Raw genomic sequence first — 16,209 nt, 5'->3', positions numbered from 1 at the left:
GGCCGCGGCGAGCACCGCGGCCCGCGCGCGGCGCGCGAGCCGAGGCCAGCGCGGCTCGCGCGGCAGCGGCCGGAAGCGCGGTGCTCGCCGCGCTTCCGGCGCCGTCTCCGCTTCGGCGAACGGCAGCCGCCCTTCGGGCACCGCTGCGAAGCCACTCCCGCGCCCGCTTTCGAGAGGCGGCACGCGCGCCTCCCCGTCGCTCGCGTAATATACGCTCCAGGCGCCCAGCAGCAGCCAATAGTAGCCGAACGACATATCGAAATCGATCAGCGCGTGCGCCAGCAGCACGCCGATCGGCAGCAGCCCCGCCCGGTCACCGCCCCAGACCGGGCGCAGCAGCAGCGCCAGCGCGGCGGCGCCCGCCAGCAGGCCGGCGGCGCCGAGATCCAGCGCGAGCTCCGCGTACCCGCTGTGCACCTCGCTGCCCACGTACGGCTGCGACTGCACCTGCCGGAAGAGGCTCCGCCACGCGTCGCCGCCCCGGCCGAGCAGCGGCGCCTCGCGGATCAGCGTCCACGCGTCGCGGTAAAACAGCGCCCGCGCCCCGGCCGTGCCGCCGCCGGATCCGCCTGCCGCGACCCGGCCATGGATCGCGGCCGGCAGCAGCGCGGCCGACGCCGCCAGCAGCACAGCCAGACCCGGCCACGCGAGCCGGCCGAGCTCCCGCTCCCCGGCGCGCCGCACGAGCTGACGGAGCGCGTACAAGCCCGCCGCCGACGCCGCGCACAGCAGCAGCAGCAGCGCCGTCTCCGAGGCGTTGGCGGCGCCGACGCTCCCGTCCGCCATGCCCCGCAGGCCGGCGGCGACGACGGCGCGGTATGCCGCCGCGCCGCACAGCGCCGTCCAGCCGCCGTACAGCAGCCAGGCGGTGCGCTTCCTGCCCTTCAGCAGCGCGCAGCCGGCTGCCCATGCGGCGGCCGCAGCCAGCCAAGCGCCGCGCGACTCGGTCAGCAGCCCGGCGAGCAGATACGGCATGGCGCAGGCAGCGAACGGGCCGAACCGGCGGACGGAGCCGCCGCGCGCGAGCTGGAGCAAGGTCCAGATCCAGTAGGCGGCGGCGATCGCGCCCAGGAAGTTCGGATACTGCACGGTGCCGGCCAGCCGCGCGCCGACGGCGGACAAGCGCGCGTCCGCCGTCGCGAGGATCGCGGACGGGAACGACGCAAGGCCGAGCCAGGCCGCCAAAGCGAAGCCGGTTACGGCGATCCCCGAGGCGTGCATCGCGGCTTCCAGCCAGGCGCGGCGCTCCCGCGCGCCGAATCCGGCGTGCAGGAGAAGCACGAACGCCGCGTAAGCGGCATACCGCAGCGCCTGCTGCAGCGTGCCGAGCACGGACGCCGGCTCTCGAAGCAGCGCCAGCGCGTACAGCAGCGCGAGGAGCAGGAGCCCCAGCGCGGCGGGAGCTCCGGCGGACAGTCCGCCGTACGGACCGGCGCTCCGCGGCCGAAACGCGCAGCCTGCCGCGACCGCGGCGCCGCCCAAGCAAAGCAGCCATTCCCAGCGGTAAAAACGTTCATCGAAATACATGCCGTACCGGAATGCCGCCCCGGCCAGCGCCGCCGCGACGGCGAGCGAGCCGATTCCTAGCCAAAATTGTCGCATGCCGTCCCCTTCTCCGCCAATCGATTTTCTAAGGCTTACTCGTCCGTTCATTCTAAAACTTACTCGTCCGTTCATTCGAAAACTTACCATTCTTTTCAAAAAAAGGAAGACGCCGCCGGCTGCCCGGTCGACGTCTTCCCCTATGTGTTCCTCTATCCCAACCGTCACCGATTCAGCTTCTGCTGCTTCAACCGGAAATACGCCCCGACCTGCTCCCGGATCAGGAACGCCCGTACCCCGCGGCGCTGCTGCTCGCTCAAGTCCAAGAACCGCGCGCCGTACCCTTCCCGCTGGCCGGAGTCGTCCTTGCGAATGATTTCCAGCCTGCACGGAAACTGCGTCTCGAGCGCCAGCGTCACGTCGTAGACGTCGCCGATGTCCAGCTTCGGCCCGCCGAACAGCAGCTTGAAGCCGATGCCGGAATCGCTGATATTGCGCGTGACGAACTCGAATTCCTCTTCAAGCTCGAACGTATGCCGCTCGTCGTTCTTGCCGGTCACCGTCTCCGTCTGCCGATGCTTCAGCTTGCCCTGCACCGCGACGTCGACGCGGGGCGATTCGCGCCTTTCTTCCAAGCCGGCGAGCGAGCGTTCCGGGAAGAGGACGGCAAGCGCTCCGCTCGCCTTCGCGATCACGGACGACCGCAGCCGATGGATGCCGACCGGCGAGTAGACGGTCAGATTGACGGGATCGCCGAGCTCGAAGTTCCGGAATTCCGTCAGCTCGATTTCCATCATGTCGCCCTCCGCGTGCGTGAGGATGCCGGTAGACACGTAGCCGTCCTTCTCGACGACCGTGCGGCTGTGCAGCAGCGCCTTCAGCGTAAACCTCGCGCGATCGCCGCTGCCGTATACGTCCTGGATTCTTGCCTTCATGCCTCCTGCCATTCTCCGTGCCTCCTCCATAATGAAAAAAAGCGCATCCTTCACAACGGAGCCGCTTCCTGCTCCCCGGCGTCGACCGGGGGTACATATCGGCAGCCAGGCTGTCAATCGTCCGCGTGGCGCGTACCTTAGACCCTTTGGCTTTGCGTCCTTGTCTTTCGGCAAGTTTGCTAGTATCGATGTCTATGAAGTTATGAATCCAATGACAATCGGCAATGCTCGTACGTCCTAGACTTCCTTGACGATCATGAGGCCGTGCTCGTCCTTCAGGTCGATCTGGTAGGCGGCGGGCGGCGGCGAACCGTCGGCTTCCCGGATGATCCGCACGACCGGCCGGTGCACCGCGAGCGGGTTGTTCACGGCGACGACCCCGATCTGGCCCGTACTGAGCTGGACCGTCGTCGCGACGGGATAGATCGAAATATGCCTGCAGAACAGCCTGATCAGTTCCAAATCGAAATATGTATTGCCCGCAGCGAACAAAAATTCGATCGCTTCGGTCGGCGTGAACCGTTTCCGGTGCGGCCGCGCGGAGGTCAGCGCGTCGTAGACGTCGGCGATGCCGACGATCTGCGCGTATTCGTGAATCTCGTCCCCCTTCAGCTTGCGCGGGTAGCCGGTGCCGTCGTACCGTTCGTGATGCTGGAACGCGCAGTGCGCCGACAGCAGCGAGATGTCGTGCTGCGCCCGGATCAGGTTGAACCCTTCCTCCGCGTGCTTCTGCATCTGCAGCCGTTCCGCGGGCGAGTACGGCCCCGTCTTCTTCAGCAGCTCCTTCGGGATCCGCGTCATGCCGATGTCGAAGAGCAGCGCGCCCATGCCGAGTTCTTCCAATTGATTTCGATTATACCCTTTTGCGAGGCCCATAATACCTGCGAGAATCGCGACGTTGAGCGAATGTTGGAAGAGATAGCTGTCGGCGACGTGAATGTTCAGCAGGCTGACCATCACTTCCTCGCGGCCGACGAGATCGTGCACGATGTCGCCGAACACCTTGCGGAACGTCCGCCCGAGCTCCGGCGCGATCGTACGGCCTTTGATGAGCGGCTGATCCATGATCGAGGTCATCGTTTTGAATATCGATTCCGCTGCCCGTTTCCGCGTGTCGTCCTGAATGGCCTCGCTCGGCTCCAACCCTTCCGTCAGCGGATCGTCGATAAATAAAATATCGATGCCGAGCCCCAGCAATCTGTCGATGAAACGCTGGTTAAGCTCCACCCCGGCGCCGAGCAGCACGTTTCCGTTTTCCTGCAAAACAGGGCGGGCAAGCCGATCTCCCGGAACAACGGAGGTGATGTGCATTTTTCTCATAGATGTTCTCCCGCCTTTATCGCGCCCTGACCGTTCATGCCTGCAGCGCCGCCGGTTCGGCTTCCTGCGTTTTGCTTGCGTATTTGTCCGCGTACATCCGCTTATCGGCGCCGTGCGTCAGCTGGCGGAGGTCCTTCCCGTGATCCGGAAATACCGCGCAGCCAACCGAGACCGACAAGCGAAGCCCGATCCTCCTGGAAACGGCGAGCAGCTGGTCGTGAATCCGCTTCGTGATCCGCTCGATCGCCTTGTCGTCCGCGTAAGGGCAGATCAGAATGAATTCGTCTCCGCCCCACCGGCCCACGAACTCGCCGCGTTCCGCGCAATGCCGCAGCGTCTCCGCGATGAGGGCGAGCGCCGAATCCCCCTGCTGATGGCCGAACCGGTCGTTCACGTCCTTGAAGTCGTTGACGTCGAGCAGCATGACCGTCATTCGTTTCCGCTTGCGGGACGCCTGCCGCTCCAGCTTCCGGAACGCCGCTTCGATGAACTGGCGGTTGTAGACGCCTGTCAAGGCGTCTACCGTTGCGTCCGTCTTCAGCCGGTCGTAGCTTCGGCCGAGCATCCAGCCGGCCGGCAGGACGACGGCCGCGAACGCGCCGAGTCCGGCTGCGGCGGGAATCGGCACATGTCCTTGTGATGCCATGTAACATAAACCCGCAGACGCCGCGGTCAGACCCAATGCCGTGACCGCTCCGACGACCCGCCCGTGCTTCGCCATCCCGCCGATCCCCTTTCGACTCAGTGATTGACGACCCGGTTGCGCCCGTTGTCCTTTGCCCTGTATAGTGCCGTGTCGATCTTCGAGAACAAGTCCTTCAAATACGTCTTCACGTCGTCGACGTGCAGGTGCGTCTGCTCTTCCACGACGTGGACGCCCATGCTGATCGTCACCGAGATCGGCGCGCGGCCGCGGCCGGTCGGAATCTCGTTCGACTCCACCGCCTCGCGGACGCGCTGCGCCAGCATCTCGGCCTGCTCCTTGTTCGTGTGGGGCAGGTACACCGCGAATTCCTCGCCGCCATATCGCGCCAGAATGTCCGTCCGCCGCAAGATGCTGCGGACCGCTTCGGCCGTTCGCCGGATGACCTCGTCGCCCACGACGTGGCCGTATGTATCGTTGACGAGCTTGAACAGATCGATGTCGAACAGAAACACGGCGAACGGGATCCGGTAGCGGAGGTTGGTCAGCACCTCGTGCTCGAGCTGCTGCATCATGAACCTGCGGTTGAAGCAGCCGGTCAGACTGTCCGTGATGGCCATTCGCTCCAGCTTCCGATTCGCCTGGAACAGCTCGTCCTGCATATAGATGAGCGCGCGGTTGCGCTCCTGCAGCGAATGGTTGTGCTCCTGCGACTTCATGACGAGCGACTTCAGCTCCGTGATGTCCTGCAGGGTAATGACTCTTCCCCGCAGGCTCGCGCCTGCCCGGATGCGCGCGGCGTGCAGCGACAAGTATTGCTTCGGCCCGTCTCCGGAGCCGATCGAAATTTCGGTATGTATGCGGTCGCCCGAATGCGCGCGGAATTCGTTCAGGAACGCTTCGTCGATCCCGTCCGCCAGCGAGTGGGCTGTCAAAAGCGCTTCCATGTCCAGCCGTTTGCCCCGCGCGATGTTCAGGCTGCGGTTGACCTTCCGGTTCATCTCGATGACGACGTCGTAATCGTCCAGTACGACGATGCCGACGGACAGCGTGTCGATGACGTCCTGCTGCGCCACCTTCACGAGATCGAATGAACGGTGCTTCTGCAGCGAAAACAAAAAGTAAACGTCCGACAGCACGATGCCGAGCGTCGTCATGCCGGGCACGACCGGAAGCCAATGGTCCAGCGCGACGTTCACGACAAGGTCCAGCGCCGGCAGGGTGACCAGGATGACGAGGCCGATCAGCGCGTTGCCGACCCGCGGCCCGCCGGACCGGGCGTCCCCGGAGCGGTATGCCTTCCAGAGCATCCCGATCGCATACAGAAAATAACCGACCATCTGCACGATGACGGCCCAAAAGACGGGCCCGTACACCCGCTCGGCGTACCCGCCGCCGACCGGCGCAACAAACAGGTTACCGGGGTTCCAGATCATGGCCGCGGACAGCAGCAGCGACGGCGCCATCGTGAACAGAACGACGTTACGGCCCGGCCTGTAGTAGGCGCCGTTCACCAAAAATTTCGCGAACAGCAGCCAGCCGAAGCCGAGCATCGTGAATCCGACAAATGAGAGCGTGATGAAGATAATCTGAAGATGCGGGCGACCTGTCGAGTGGACGCCGATCTGACCGATGGGCCAAAGCATCATGAAGACGTGGAAAAGCAGATAAACTTTATATTGCGTAGTGATGACGTTCTTGACGAACACATAGACGAAGATAGCAAACAACCCTAAGAGCAAGCCTAAATCGATGCCTGCCGTTAGTCCCATGAGCTCCACCCAAATCACTATTTAATATGCCATGACAAAAGGCCTGGGACGATTTTCCGTATACACTCTTCCATTCTATCACAATGCCCGGATATCCGACAATAACGGTTGTCACCTTAATTGACATCGCCGGCGGCGAGGCGAAGCTTGTCCTCGAGCGCCCGCTCCAGATAAGGTGAGACTTGAAGCATATTGCGGAACGATACGTATTCCTGCCATTTGGCGGCGGCGTCCGCGCGGCTGGCGCCGGATTTGACGGCGCGGATCAGCATGTTTTTCGGCGTATGCTCGGGATCGATGAACTCCAGCAGCTGCGTGCGGTAACCGAGCACTTCGAGCAGCTGCGCGCGGATCGCGTCCGTGGCGAGCGCGGAGAACCGCTCCTTAAGCAGGCCGTGGGACAGCAGCGGTTTCATCGTCTCGTTCGCAACCTGGCGGAACAGCTCGTGCTGGCAGCAGGGCACGGACAGCACCACGGACGCGCCCCATTCCACCGCCTTGGCGAGCGCGGCGTCCGTCGCCGTATCGCAGGCGTGCAGCGTCACGACCATATCGGCCTGGGATTGCTCCTTGTAATCCGCGATGTCCCCGACCTGGAAGCGCAGCCGGTCGTAGCCGAGCTTCTCGGCCAGCTTCGAGCAGAACGCGATGACGTCCGCCTTCAGGTCCAGCCCGACGACGGAAATGCGGCGCCCCCGCTTCACGGCGAGCAGATGGTAGAGCGCGAACGTCAAATACGACTTGCCGCAGCCGAAATCGACGATCGTGATCTCCCGATCGGCCGGCAGATGCGGCAGGACGTCTTCGACCATCTCGAGAAACCGGTTGATCTGGCGGAACTTGTCCTGCTTCTTCGCGGCGACCCGGCCGTCCTTCGTCATAATGCCGAGCTCGACCAGAAACGGCGCGGCTTCGCCTTCCTGCACCACCCGCTGCTTCTGCCGGTCGTGCGAGAACGCGGCCTCCTTCTTCTCCTGCGGCCGCGAGGACGGCTTGCGCAGCACCGCCGGCTTGCCCTTCTTGGAGAACAGCACCTGCACGTCCGCGTCGTCCGTCCGGATCAGCGCCTGCCGGTAATGCGCCTCCAGCCAATCCGCCATCCGCCCAGCCGCCTCCGCCTGCGGGACGTTCTCGTGCGTCACTTTATTGTCGGCGTAATATTGAAATTGATAGTGCAGCGCGCCCTTCAGCTCGACGGGGCGAATGACCGTCATGGCCGGGATGCCGCCGTCCTTCCGGCGAAGCTGGCTGAACGTCGCGCCCCCGATCCGCCCTTCCGCCACCCAGTCTTCCAGGTCGCGCCGCCATTGCTCGTTGCTTTCCATAATCCGTTCTTCAGCTCCTACATTGTCTCGATCTATACCGTCTTCAACTAAACCGTCCCGCTGTCCTGCTTGATCCGCTCCAGCCCGTCCTGCACCTCGTCGCGCGGCAGTCCGCCCGCCTCCAGCGACTCGTCCGGCAGCAGCAGCAGGCGGCTGTAAAAATCAAGCGCCTCCTCGCGGGACAGCGCGCCGTCCTCGAGCAGCTCGTGCAGCATGTTCTCGGCCTCATCGTAGCGCCGATCGCCCTCGTACCACTCCAGCATGAGCCGCTTCGTGGCGGCGGGCAGCTCGTAGTCGCTTAGCCGGCCGGCCAGCTCCTCCGCTTCTTCCGACGGCGTCCGCAGCATCGCCGGCGCGTCCAGCAGCGCGAGCCGCATGAACAGGTGGAACGCCTTCAGCTCGATCGGATACGCTTGATCGGTCCGTCCGAGCTCGCTTAGGATCGCCGCCTCTTCCTTCATCAGCAGCGCCACGCCGCTTAAGTTCGCCGTCTCGACGACGCCGTTCGTCGTCATCATCCGGACGAGATCGGCGTCGGACAGCTGCCGGATCAGCTTGCCGTTCATCCGGAACTGCCGGTCGAGCAAATCATCGATGACGAGCAGCGCCTCCTCGTGCTTGCGCTGCTGGCGCAAGCCCATGATAGTGCCGGCGGCCTCGCCTATCTGCTGGATCATCCGCATAAAGTAATCCCGCTGAAACATTCCGTTCTCCTCCCCTTCCGGCAGCGCCGGTCAACACGCCCTGCATGACCGAACGTCTTATCGTTTCAGAAACCCGAGCAGCTCGGCGGCCAGCCGTTCCGGCGCCTCCACCATGCTCATATGGCCGCAGCCTTCCAGCAGCGCCTGCGTCACGCCGGGACCGTCCGCCGTGAACGTATTGGCCGGCGGCACGACGCCGTCCTCCGAGCCCGCGACGAGCAGGCGCGGTACCTCGAGCGCGTCCAGCACGCCCGTCCGGTCGGGGCGCGCCTTCATGCCGAGCGCGGTCGCGGCCGCCCCCGCCGCGCTCGTGCCGCGGCCGACGCCGATCATGCGCCGCACGTCGCCGGCCATCGATTCCTTGTGCGCCGGCGCGAACAGCTTCGGCACCAAGCCCTCGACGAACGGCTCGATCCCGTCCGTCCGCAGCGCCTGTGCCGCTTTGTCTCGGTTCGCCTTCGCTTCCTCGCCGTCCGGCTTCGCCGTGGAATGCACGAGCCCGAACGCCGCGAGCTTATCGGGATGCCGCTCCGCGAAGGCGAGCGAGACGTAGCCGCCCAAGGAATGGCCGAACAGCGCGACAGGTCCGGCGTTGACGTGCGCCAGCAGCCGCGACAGGTCGTCCGCGAAATCCTCCATCGCGTACGCGTCCGCTTCCGGCGCCGAGCTGCCGCCGTGGCCGCGCAGATCGGGCGCGAGGATCCGGCCCGCGTCCCGCAGCAGCGGCAGCGTCCTCTCCCAATACGCCGAGCTGCCGCAGAAGCCGTGCAGCAGGACGACGACCCGGCCGTCGCCGCCTGTACCCGCGGCCTCCGAATCGTAATAAGCGATGGTCTGGCCGTCCGGCAGCGTGAACGTCCGGTTCGCGATCGAGCGTGGATCCGTTGTCATGCGTATCTCTTCCCTTCCGTATTCGGCGGCCGAAGCCGCCGATGGTCATTTATGGCCTTAAGCGCTTGGCGGCCCGGCATCCGGCAGCGCGGGCAGCCCCCATGCCGCCTGAACGGCTCCCGCCAGCGCGCGGGCCAGCTCCAGCACCTCGCGCAGCGAGGCGTGCTGGATCGTCCAGTACGGCTTCGGACTCTTCGGCCCGACGATGCCGGCGATGCTGTAATGCCCGGCGGGCGCGAGCTTCTTGCCGACCGCGTGTCCCGGGAACAGCGGGCCTTCGCCGACGATGAAGCCGGGCTCCTCTTCCTTTGTACCCAAGCACGCGTCGATCGCAATCGTGAGCATGCCCTCCGGAATCGCCGTGCGCATCGCGTCGTACATGTCGGCGTCGCACGGTCGCTCCAGCGTCCCGACGACATGGACCCAGCCGGCCTCGGCCAGCATCGTTCCGACGAGCGGCCCGAACGCGTCGCCCGTCGAGCGGTCCGTCCCGATGCACAGGAACGCGACCCGGCCGCGGTCCGGCTCCGCGGCGGCTGCCCGGCGCAAAAGCGCGGCTGCGCCGTCGATGCCGACGCGCTCCCGCGGCACCGGATCGTCCAGCCGCGCCCTGCGGGCTTTGGCCCGGTTTCCCATAATCTCGATTTCCCCCTCTTTATGGCTGTCCCCATTGTACCGAATTCGCCATACGGCTTCAAATGCGCCCGCCGCGGGGCGCGGTCCCGGTGTAGCGGTCATCCCGCGGGCATGCTACAATACGAGCAGTCACTTAAGAGACGGGAGGAGATTAAGGATGCGAAACTTGGCAGAACCGAACGAGGACAACATCGCCTTCATGATCGACGCGATCAAAAACAAGCTGCGCATGGCTTCCGGAGCCGCCATGCAGGCGTCGAATTTCAGCCTGGCCAAATACGAGGACCTGCGGGACGTCTACGACCTCGTCGCGGCCAAGGACAAATTCAGCATCAGCGAGGTCGAAGCGATTGTCTCGGAGCTCGGCCAGCTGCGCGACAACTCTTGATTCGACATGAATGACAGTTATTTACAATTATCGGCGTAAACTGACAACCAAACAACCCGGACGCGCGCTGCGTCCGGGTTGTTTGGTTCCACTATTGGCTGAAACTGCCATCGAAGCGCCGAGGCGCCGCCGGCTTAACGTTCTTCTTCCCCTTCGCGCTGCGCGAGCGCGCCCGACGCCGAGATCGACAGCTTGACGGATACCGTCTTGTGCTCGCCTTTCAGGAAATACGCCAGCCGTTCCAGCTTCTCCGCGAGCTCCGGGCCCGTCAGCGTCACGTTCAGCTCGTAGCCGAACTGGTCCTCCGGCAACGTCCGCCCGGCGGCCGAATACGGCGGTCCGGCATGAGCGTCGGCGCCCCCGCGCGAGGCGAGCAGCTGCTCCGGCGAAAATTTATCGGACTTGTTAACGACGCGCTCGTATATGCGAAGCTTCTTGAGCAGCATGTAATATTGCGCGGAATGCTTGAAGCCCCACGCTTCGCGAATATCCTTGAGCGTGTAGTCCATTTTCCACTGCTTTAATTTCTCCACTTGCTCGTCGGTCGTCAGCGTGAGAAATTCGTCAATCGGTACTATCGGCTGCGGCATAAGTTATGTCCCTCCGAATCTGGAAATTACGCTTCGCTCATTAGTTTCGCCGTAACCTCCAATTTTCCTTTTTATTTTATAAAAATATTCCAGTTATTTTGTCATATTCGCAAGAATTTATCAATATTTAAACAAATACAGCCCGAAGCGCGATGACTTCAAGGCTGTTTCGCTCGCGCTGCCGGCAGCGAAAAAGGCCGTCCGGCCCCCCGGGCGCGGACAGCCTCTCTCGCGTGACCCGGGCGCCGGCTGCGGCCGGCCGCCGCTTCACGCTTCCTGTTCGACGAGGCCGAGCGAGCGCAGAAACCTCGCGAACGCCTCTTGTCCTTCCGGCGTCCGCTTGTACACGCCGGCGTCCTTCAGCACGTCGAGGAACTTGCGGCCGACTTCGTCGCGCAGCACGTCCTGCGCCCGTTCCGCCGACAGCGCCGTGCCGTGCGCTTCGACCATCGCGGCGATCCAGTCCGCGTGCTTCGCGAGCGGTCCGTCCTGCAGCGCCGCCGCGTCGTACGCCGTCTCGCCGGTCAGCAAGCCCGCGATCGCCTCGAGCTCGGTCTTGAGCCGGCCCGGCAGCACGGCGAGACCCATGACCTCGATGAGGCCGATGTTTTCTTTTTTGATATGGTGCAAATTCGCATGCGGGTGGAAAATCCCGTCCGGATGCTCCTCGCTCGCGCGGTTGTTCCGCAGCACCAGATCGAGCTCGTAGCCGCCGCCCTTGCGGACGCGCGCGATCGGCGTGATCGTGTTATGCGGCACTTGCGCGCCGTCCTGCTCCGTATGCGCGTACACATCGGCTTCCGGATCGCTGTAGGCGCGCCAAGCATCCAGGATGCCGTTCGCCGCTTCCCGCACCTTCGCCTTATCGGCGCCGCCGATCCGCACGACGCTCATCGGCCACGCCACGATGCCGTAGGTCAGCGCGTCGTCTTCCGGACGGACGAATACGCGCTCCTCCGCGGCCGTTTCCATCGGGAATACGTGGCGCCCCCCCTGAAAATGGTCGTGGTTCAGGATCGAGCCGCCGACGATCGGCAGGTCCGCGTTGGAGCCGATGAAATAATGCGGGAACGCGTCCGTGAAGTCGAGCAGCCGCGCGAACGTCGCGTGCGAGATGCGCATCGGGACGTGCCGGCCGTGAAATACGATGCTGTGCTCGTTATAGTACACATAAGGCGAATATTGGAAGTACCACGTCTCGCCCTGCAGCTCGAGCGGCACGACGCGCAGGTTTTGCCGCGCGGGATGGTCCGCGCGCCCGGCGTAGCCGACGTTGTCCGCGCAGAGCAGACATTTCGGGTAATTGCCCGGCGCCACCGTTTTCAGCAGCGCGATTTCCCGCGGGTCCTTCTCCGGCTTGGAGAGGTTGATCGTGATCTCCAGGTTGCCGTAGGCGGTCGGCTGCTCCCAATAGAGGTTCTTCGCGATGCGGTCCATCCGGATGTAATTGGAATCGATGCTGAGCCGGTAAAAGTCGTCCGTCGCCCGCTCGATGCCGTCGCGCTCCGCCGTGCGGCGGAACCGGGCGGCCGCCTCGGACGGACGCGGCATGAGCAGGCCCATGATGCGCGCGTCCAGCAGATCGCGGTACGTCGTCGTGTCGTCCGGGACGAGGCCGATGGACGCGCCGTAATCGAGCAGCGGCTCCAGCAGCGGGGCCGGGCTGTCCAGCCGTTCCTCCGGGACTTCGCCTGCGCAGGCTTCCGTGAAGCCGAACAGGTCGAGCAATGCGTTGCGGGCCGCGATCGTATCGAGCGGCGGTTCGATCAGGCCGCGCTGGGCCGCGAACTGCACGAGCCGTTCGATCAGCAGCGGCGCGTCATGGGTGCCGGTTCGTCGTTGTTCCGTCATGTTCAAGTCTCCTTCTCGCCGCGCGTTCGTTCGCGGGCCTTAGCGGTCTCCGTAGCCGTTCGGGTTCGCCTGATGCCAGGCCCACGCGCTGCCGATGATGTCCTCCAGCTTGTTGCGCGTCGGGTTCCAGCCGAGCTCCCGGCGGGCGCGCTCGGACGAGGCGACCAGCACCGCCGGGTCGCCGGCGCGGCGCGCTTCGACGACGGCCGGAATGGCGCGGCCCGTCACTTGGCGGGCGATGTCGATGACCTGCTTGACCGAGAAGCCCGTGCCGTTGCCGAGGTTATAGACGGCGCTGTCGCCGCCTTGGCGCAGCCGGTCGACGGCCAGCACGTGCGCGTCCGCCAGATCGCTGACGTGGATGTAGTCGCGGATGCAGGTGCCGTCCTCCGTCGGATAGTCTTCGCCGAAGACGGCGATATGCGGACGCTGGCCGAGCGCCGCCTGCAGGACGAGCGGCACGAGATGCGTCTCGGGGTGATGGTCTTCGCCGATCCGGCCGCCCGCGTGGGCGCCGGCGGCGTTGAAGTAGCGGAGCGACACGTATTTGACCCCGTGCGCGACGTCGAACCATTTCATCATTTTCTCCATCGCGAGCTTCGTTTCGCCGTACGTGTTGGTCGGCAGCGTGCGGTCGTCCTCGCGGATCGGAACGTTGTCCGGTTCGCCGTAGGTCGCCGCCGTGGACGAGAAGACGATCCGCTTCACGCCATGGGCGTTCATTTTCTCCAGCAGGCAGAGCGTGCCGTATACGTTATTGTGATAATACTTGGCCGGATCCTTCATGCTCTCGCCGACCAGCGAATTCGCCGCGAAGTGAATGACCGCGTCGATGTCGTTCTCGCCGAACACCTGATCCAGAAACTCCCCGTCGCGCAGATCCCCGACGTACAGCTTGCCCCCGAGCACCGCGTCCCGGTGACCCTGCTGCAAATTATCGACGACGACGATGTCCTCTCCGCGCTCGAGGAGCGCCGCCACCGCATGCGAGCCGATGTAGCCCGCGCCTCCCGTTACCAATACTGCCATATAATTCCTCTCCCTTCTCTATTTCCAATCCGTATAGCGCCGTAATCTTCAATAACTAAGCTTCAGAAACCGCCGCTTCCTAACCGGGCTTGCCGGCGCACCTCCGCCGAGCCTTGCCGCGCGCTTAGGCGAGGCGTTCGACGCCGTTGCCGATCGCGCATTCGTAGAAGTCCGCGACCAGGCCCGTCGCTTCCGTGTACTTGCGGCCGACTTCCGCCTTGAACGTCGCGACGCTGTCCTGATGCACCAGCGACACCGTGCAGCCGCCGAAGCCCGCGCCCGTCATGCGGGAGCCCAGGACGCCGTCCACCTCGCGCGCCGCGGCCACCATCGCGTCGAGCTCCCCGCCCGTCACCTCGTAGAGGTCGCGCAGCGAGTCGTGGGACGCGTTCATCAATCGGCCGAACGCCGCCAGATCGTTGGCTTTCAGCACCTTCATGGATTGCAGCACGCGGTCGATCTCCTCGACGACATGCTCGGCGCGGGCGCGCACGACGCCGTCGCGGATGAGATGCTTGTTCGCATTGAACTGCTCGAGCGTCAGCTGGCCGAGCAGCGTCAGGTTCGGGAAGGCCGCCTTCAAGTCCCCGACCGCCTGCTCGCACTGGCTGCGGCGCTCGTTGTATTTGGAATCGACCAGGCCGCGGCGCTTGTTCGTATTGCCGATCACGAGGCGGTAATCGCCGGAGTTGAACGGCACGAGGTCGTATTCGAGCGTGTCGCAAATCAGCAGGATCGCGTGGTCCTTCTTGCCGTTGGCCACCGCGAACTGGTCCATGATGCCGCATTGGACGCCGTTGAATTCGTTCTCGGACTTCTGCGCGAGCTGCGCGATCCGGACCGTGTCCGTCTCGCGGCCTTCCATCGCCAGCAGCCCGTAAGCCGTCACGACTTCGATGGACGCGGAGGACGAGAGGCCCGCGCCGTTCGGGATTTCGCCGTGGAACAGCAGATCGTAGCCGCTGCTGAAGACGACGCCGCGGCGTTCGAGCTCGTGCACGATGCCTTTCGGATAGTTCATCCAGTCGTCCGCTTCGTCGTAGACGATCGGCGCGATCGGCAGCTGCTTGCGCGTCTCGAAATTCGTGGACGCGAGGCCGAGCTGCATGTCGCCGCGCTTGCGGGCCAGCATCGTCGTGCCGAACGTCAGCGCCGCGGGAAACACGTAGCCGCCGTTATAATCCGTGTGCTCGCCGATGAGATTGACGCGGCCCGGGGCGTGGAATATCGCGATGGCTTCGGCGGATTCGCCGTATACGTTCAAAAATCGTTGGGTCAGTTCTTGCAGGTTCGCCATTAAGCCGCACCACTTTCGAAAAAGGTTGTTGTCTGAATCTAGAACCAGTATAGCCGAAGGGCGCGGGGAGCGAAATGGTACGATGTGAGCATAGAATGGAATTTTGTGACCCCATGTCGAAGCCGCGCGGCCGCCTATGGTACAATGGAAGGCAGATGAACGAATTGTAAACAAAGGAGTTTCCTGAAGATGGAGCTGCGCGCGACCTATACGGTGCTGTCCAATCCCGTCCCTAATCCGCATGGTGATTTATATGTCTTGTTCGCCGGCGAAAGCCAGACGAAGCCGGGCCATTCGGTCGGGCCCAAGGTGTACGACTTCTATTTGATTCATCATGTCCTCTCCGGATCGGGGTCGTTCACGTGCGCCGGGCGGCGGCACGAGCTGCGGGCCGGCCATTCGTTCCTGATCCATCCGGACACGCTGATCCGCTATGAATCGAGCGCCACGGATCCGTGGCGCTACCGGTGGCTCGCCTTCGAGGGCCGGCAGGCGGCCGCGCTCGCCGCGGAAGCCGGCCTCGGCCTGCCCGCCCCCGTCGCCGACACGGGACGTAACCGCCGGGTCGGCGTGCTGTATCACCAGACGATGCAGGCCTTCCGGCAGGGCGCCTCAGCCCCCTGTCTGCGGTCCGCCGGCTATCTGCAGCTGCTGTTCGCGGAGTACGCGTCCGCGCTGACGGAGGGCGAAGCCGGCGCGCCGCCGCGCGGCGGCGAAGGGGAAGCGCTCACCCGGCAGGTGCTCCGGTACTTGTCGACGCAATACGCCGAGCCGATCACGATCGAGAACATGGCGGACACGCTCGGCTACAACCGTGCCTACCTGTCGCGCCAGTTCAAGCGGCAGACCGGCGTCACGCCCGTCACCTTCCTGCTCAAGCTGCGCATCGACAAGGCGCATCTCCTGCTGCGCGAGCGGCTGGAGCTGACGGTCGAGCAGATCGCGGCGTCGGTCGGCTTTCAGGACCCGCTGTACTTCTCCAAGCAGTTCCGCCGATTCTACGGCCAGTCGCCGACCGCATATCGGGAGGCGATGAAGTCGCTGCGGAAGACGGAGAGCCGAAACGGCGGGAAAGGGTAAGTCGGGCGGCCGAGGGCGGCTGGGGAATGGCTGATAGGCTGGTGGGCTGCTTCGGGTGAAATGCGCGGTGATGCGGGGCATGAAGGCGGTTCGGTCGCCTTCATAGAGTGAAAAGCATGGCGGTGCGGCGCGTGAAGGTGGTTCGGTCGCCTTCTATAGAGTGAAAAGCATGGCGGAGCGGCGCGTGAAGGTGGTTCGGCCGCCTT

The 16,209-nt window shown here is 64.4% G+C and carries 15 protein-coding genes and 1 riboswitch; of the genes, 2 read left to right on the top strand and 13 right to left on the bottom strand.

Going from position 1 to position 16,209, the window contains the following annotated elements; genetic code table 11:
- The 9 genes from ACFPB1_RS19265 to yyaC form a co-directional block, all read right to left on the bottom strand.
- A partial coding sequence (locus tag ACFPB1_RS19265; protein WP_379227737.1) for an O-antigen ligase family protein occupies positions 1-1,602 on the bottom strand: 1,602 nt, incomplete at its 3' end.
- Positions 1,603-1,766: 164 nt separating this feature from the next.
- Complete coding sequence (locus tag ACFPB1_RS19260; protein WP_379227736.1) at positions 1,767-2,489, bottom strand: PilZ domain-containing protein; 723 nt, start codon at positions 2,487-2,489, stop codon at positions 1,767-1,769.
- An 85-nt stretch (positions 2,490-2,574) separates the two neighbouring features.
- A riboswitch (cyclic di-GMP riboswitch) is annotated at positions 2,575-2,668 on the bottom strand.
- Between the two features lie 46 nt (positions 2,669-2,714).
- Positions 2,715-3,797, bottom strand: coding sequence for an HD-GYP domain-containing protein (locus ACFPB1_RS19255; protein ID WP_379227735.1), 1,083 nt, complete (start codon positions 3,795-3,797; stop codon positions 2,715-2,717).
- Positions 3,798-3,831: 34 nt separating this feature from the next.
- Positions 3,832-4,518, bottom strand: coding sequence for a GGDEF domain-containing protein (locus ACFPB1_RS19250; protein ID WP_379227734.1), 687 nt, complete (start codon positions 4,516-4,518; stop codon positions 3,832-3,834).
- A gap of 20 nt (positions 4,519-4,538) precedes the next feature.
- The gene (locus tag ACFPB1_RS19245; RefSeq protein WP_379227733.1) at positions 4,539-6,212 is read right to left on the bottom strand and encodes a diguanylate cyclase; all 1,674 of its coding nucleotides are present in this window, start codon (positions 6,210-6,212) and stop codon (positions 4,539-4,541) included.
- 116 nt (positions 6,213-6,328) lie between these two features.
- Positions 6,329-7,537, bottom strand: a complete 1,209-nt coding sequence (locus ACFPB1_RS19240) for a class I SAM-dependent methyltransferase (RefSeq protein WP_379227732.1) — start codon at positions 7,535-7,537, stop codon at positions 6,329-6,331.
- 47 nt (positions 7,538-7,584) lie between these two features.
- A complete protein-coding gene (locus ACFPB1_RS19235) occupies positions 7,585-8,241 on the bottom strand; it encodes a DUF6483 family protein (RefSeq protein WP_379227731.1) in 657 nt (218 codons plus the stop codon).
- 57 nt (positions 8,242-8,298) lie between these two features.
- Positions 8,299-9,132 carry an alpha/beta fold hydrolase gene (locus tag ACFPB1_RS19230; protein WP_379227730.1) on the bottom strand — a complete coding sequence of 278 codons (834 nt, stop codon included), beginning with the start codon at positions 9,130-9,132 and terminating at the stop codon, positions 8,299-8,301.
- A gap of 57 nt (positions 9,133-9,189) precedes the next feature.
- Positions 9,190-9,768, bottom strand: coding sequence for a spore protease YyaC (gene yyaC, locus ACFPB1_RS19225; RefSeq protein ID WP_379227729.1), 579 nt, complete (start codon positions 9,766-9,768; stop codon positions 9,190-9,192).
- Between the two features lie 157 nt (positions 9,769-9,925).
- Between yyaC and ACFPB1_RS19220 the strand changes: the two genes are divergently transcribed.
- Positions 9,926-10,156 (top strand): DUF1128 domain-containing protein, encoded by a 231-nt coding sequence (locus ACFPB1_RS19220; protein ID WP_379227728.1) that lies wholly within the window; start codon positions 9,926-9,928, stop codon positions 10,154-10,156.
- Between the two features lie 134 nt (positions 10,157-10,290).
- On the opposite strand, the gene ACFPB1_RS19215 is transcribed toward ACFPB1_RS19220, so the two are convergent.
- The 4 genes from ACFPB1_RS19215 to ACFPB1_RS19200 form a co-directional block, all read right to left on the bottom strand.
- Positions 10,291-10,746: a hypothetical protein gene (locus ACFPB1_RS19215; RefSeq protein ID WP_379227727.1), complete on the bottom strand. Its 456-nt coding sequence runs from the start codon at positions 10,744-10,746 to the stop codon at positions 10,291-10,293.
- 267 nt (positions 10,747-11,013) lie between these two features.
- Positions 11,014-12,597: a UDP-glucose--hexose-1-phosphate uridylyltransferase gene (locus ACFPB1_RS19210; RefSeq protein WP_379227726.1), complete on the bottom strand. Its 1,584-nt coding sequence runs from the start codon at positions 12,595-12,597 to the stop codon at positions 11,014-11,016.
- A 39-nt stretch (positions 12,598-12,636) separates the two neighbouring features.
- Entirely contained in the window at positions 12,637-13,626 is a 990-nt protein-coding gene (gene galE, locus ACFPB1_RS19205) for a UDP-glucose 4-epimerase GalE (RefSeq protein ID WP_379227725.1), read from the bottom strand.
- Between the two features lie 124 nt (positions 13,627-13,750).
- On the bottom strand, positions 13,751-14,923 hold the full coding sequence (locus ACFPB1_RS19200) for a galactokinase (protein WP_379227724.1): 1,173 nt from the start codon (positions 14,921-14,923) through the stop codon (positions 13,751-13,753).
- A 189-nt stretch (positions 14,924-15,112) separates the two neighbouring features.
- Between ACFPB1_RS19200 and ACFPB1_RS19195 the strand changes: the two genes are divergently transcribed.
- Positions 15,113-16,003 (top strand): AraC family transcriptional regulator, encoded by an 891-nt coding sequence (locus ACFPB1_RS19195; RefSeq protein WP_379227723.1) that lies wholly within the window; start codon positions 15,113-15,115, stop codon positions 16,001-16,003.
- Positions 16,004-16,209: the final 206 nt, after the last annotated feature.

This window comes from Paenibacillus sp. GCM10023250 (assembly GCF_042653205.1).
Taxonomy (GTDB): Bacteria; Bacillota; Bacilli; order Paenibacillales; family Paenibacillaceae; genus Paenibacillus_Z.
Note: the sequence above shows the minus strand (reverse complement) of the source record. Positions and strands in the feature narration are given on the sequence as shown.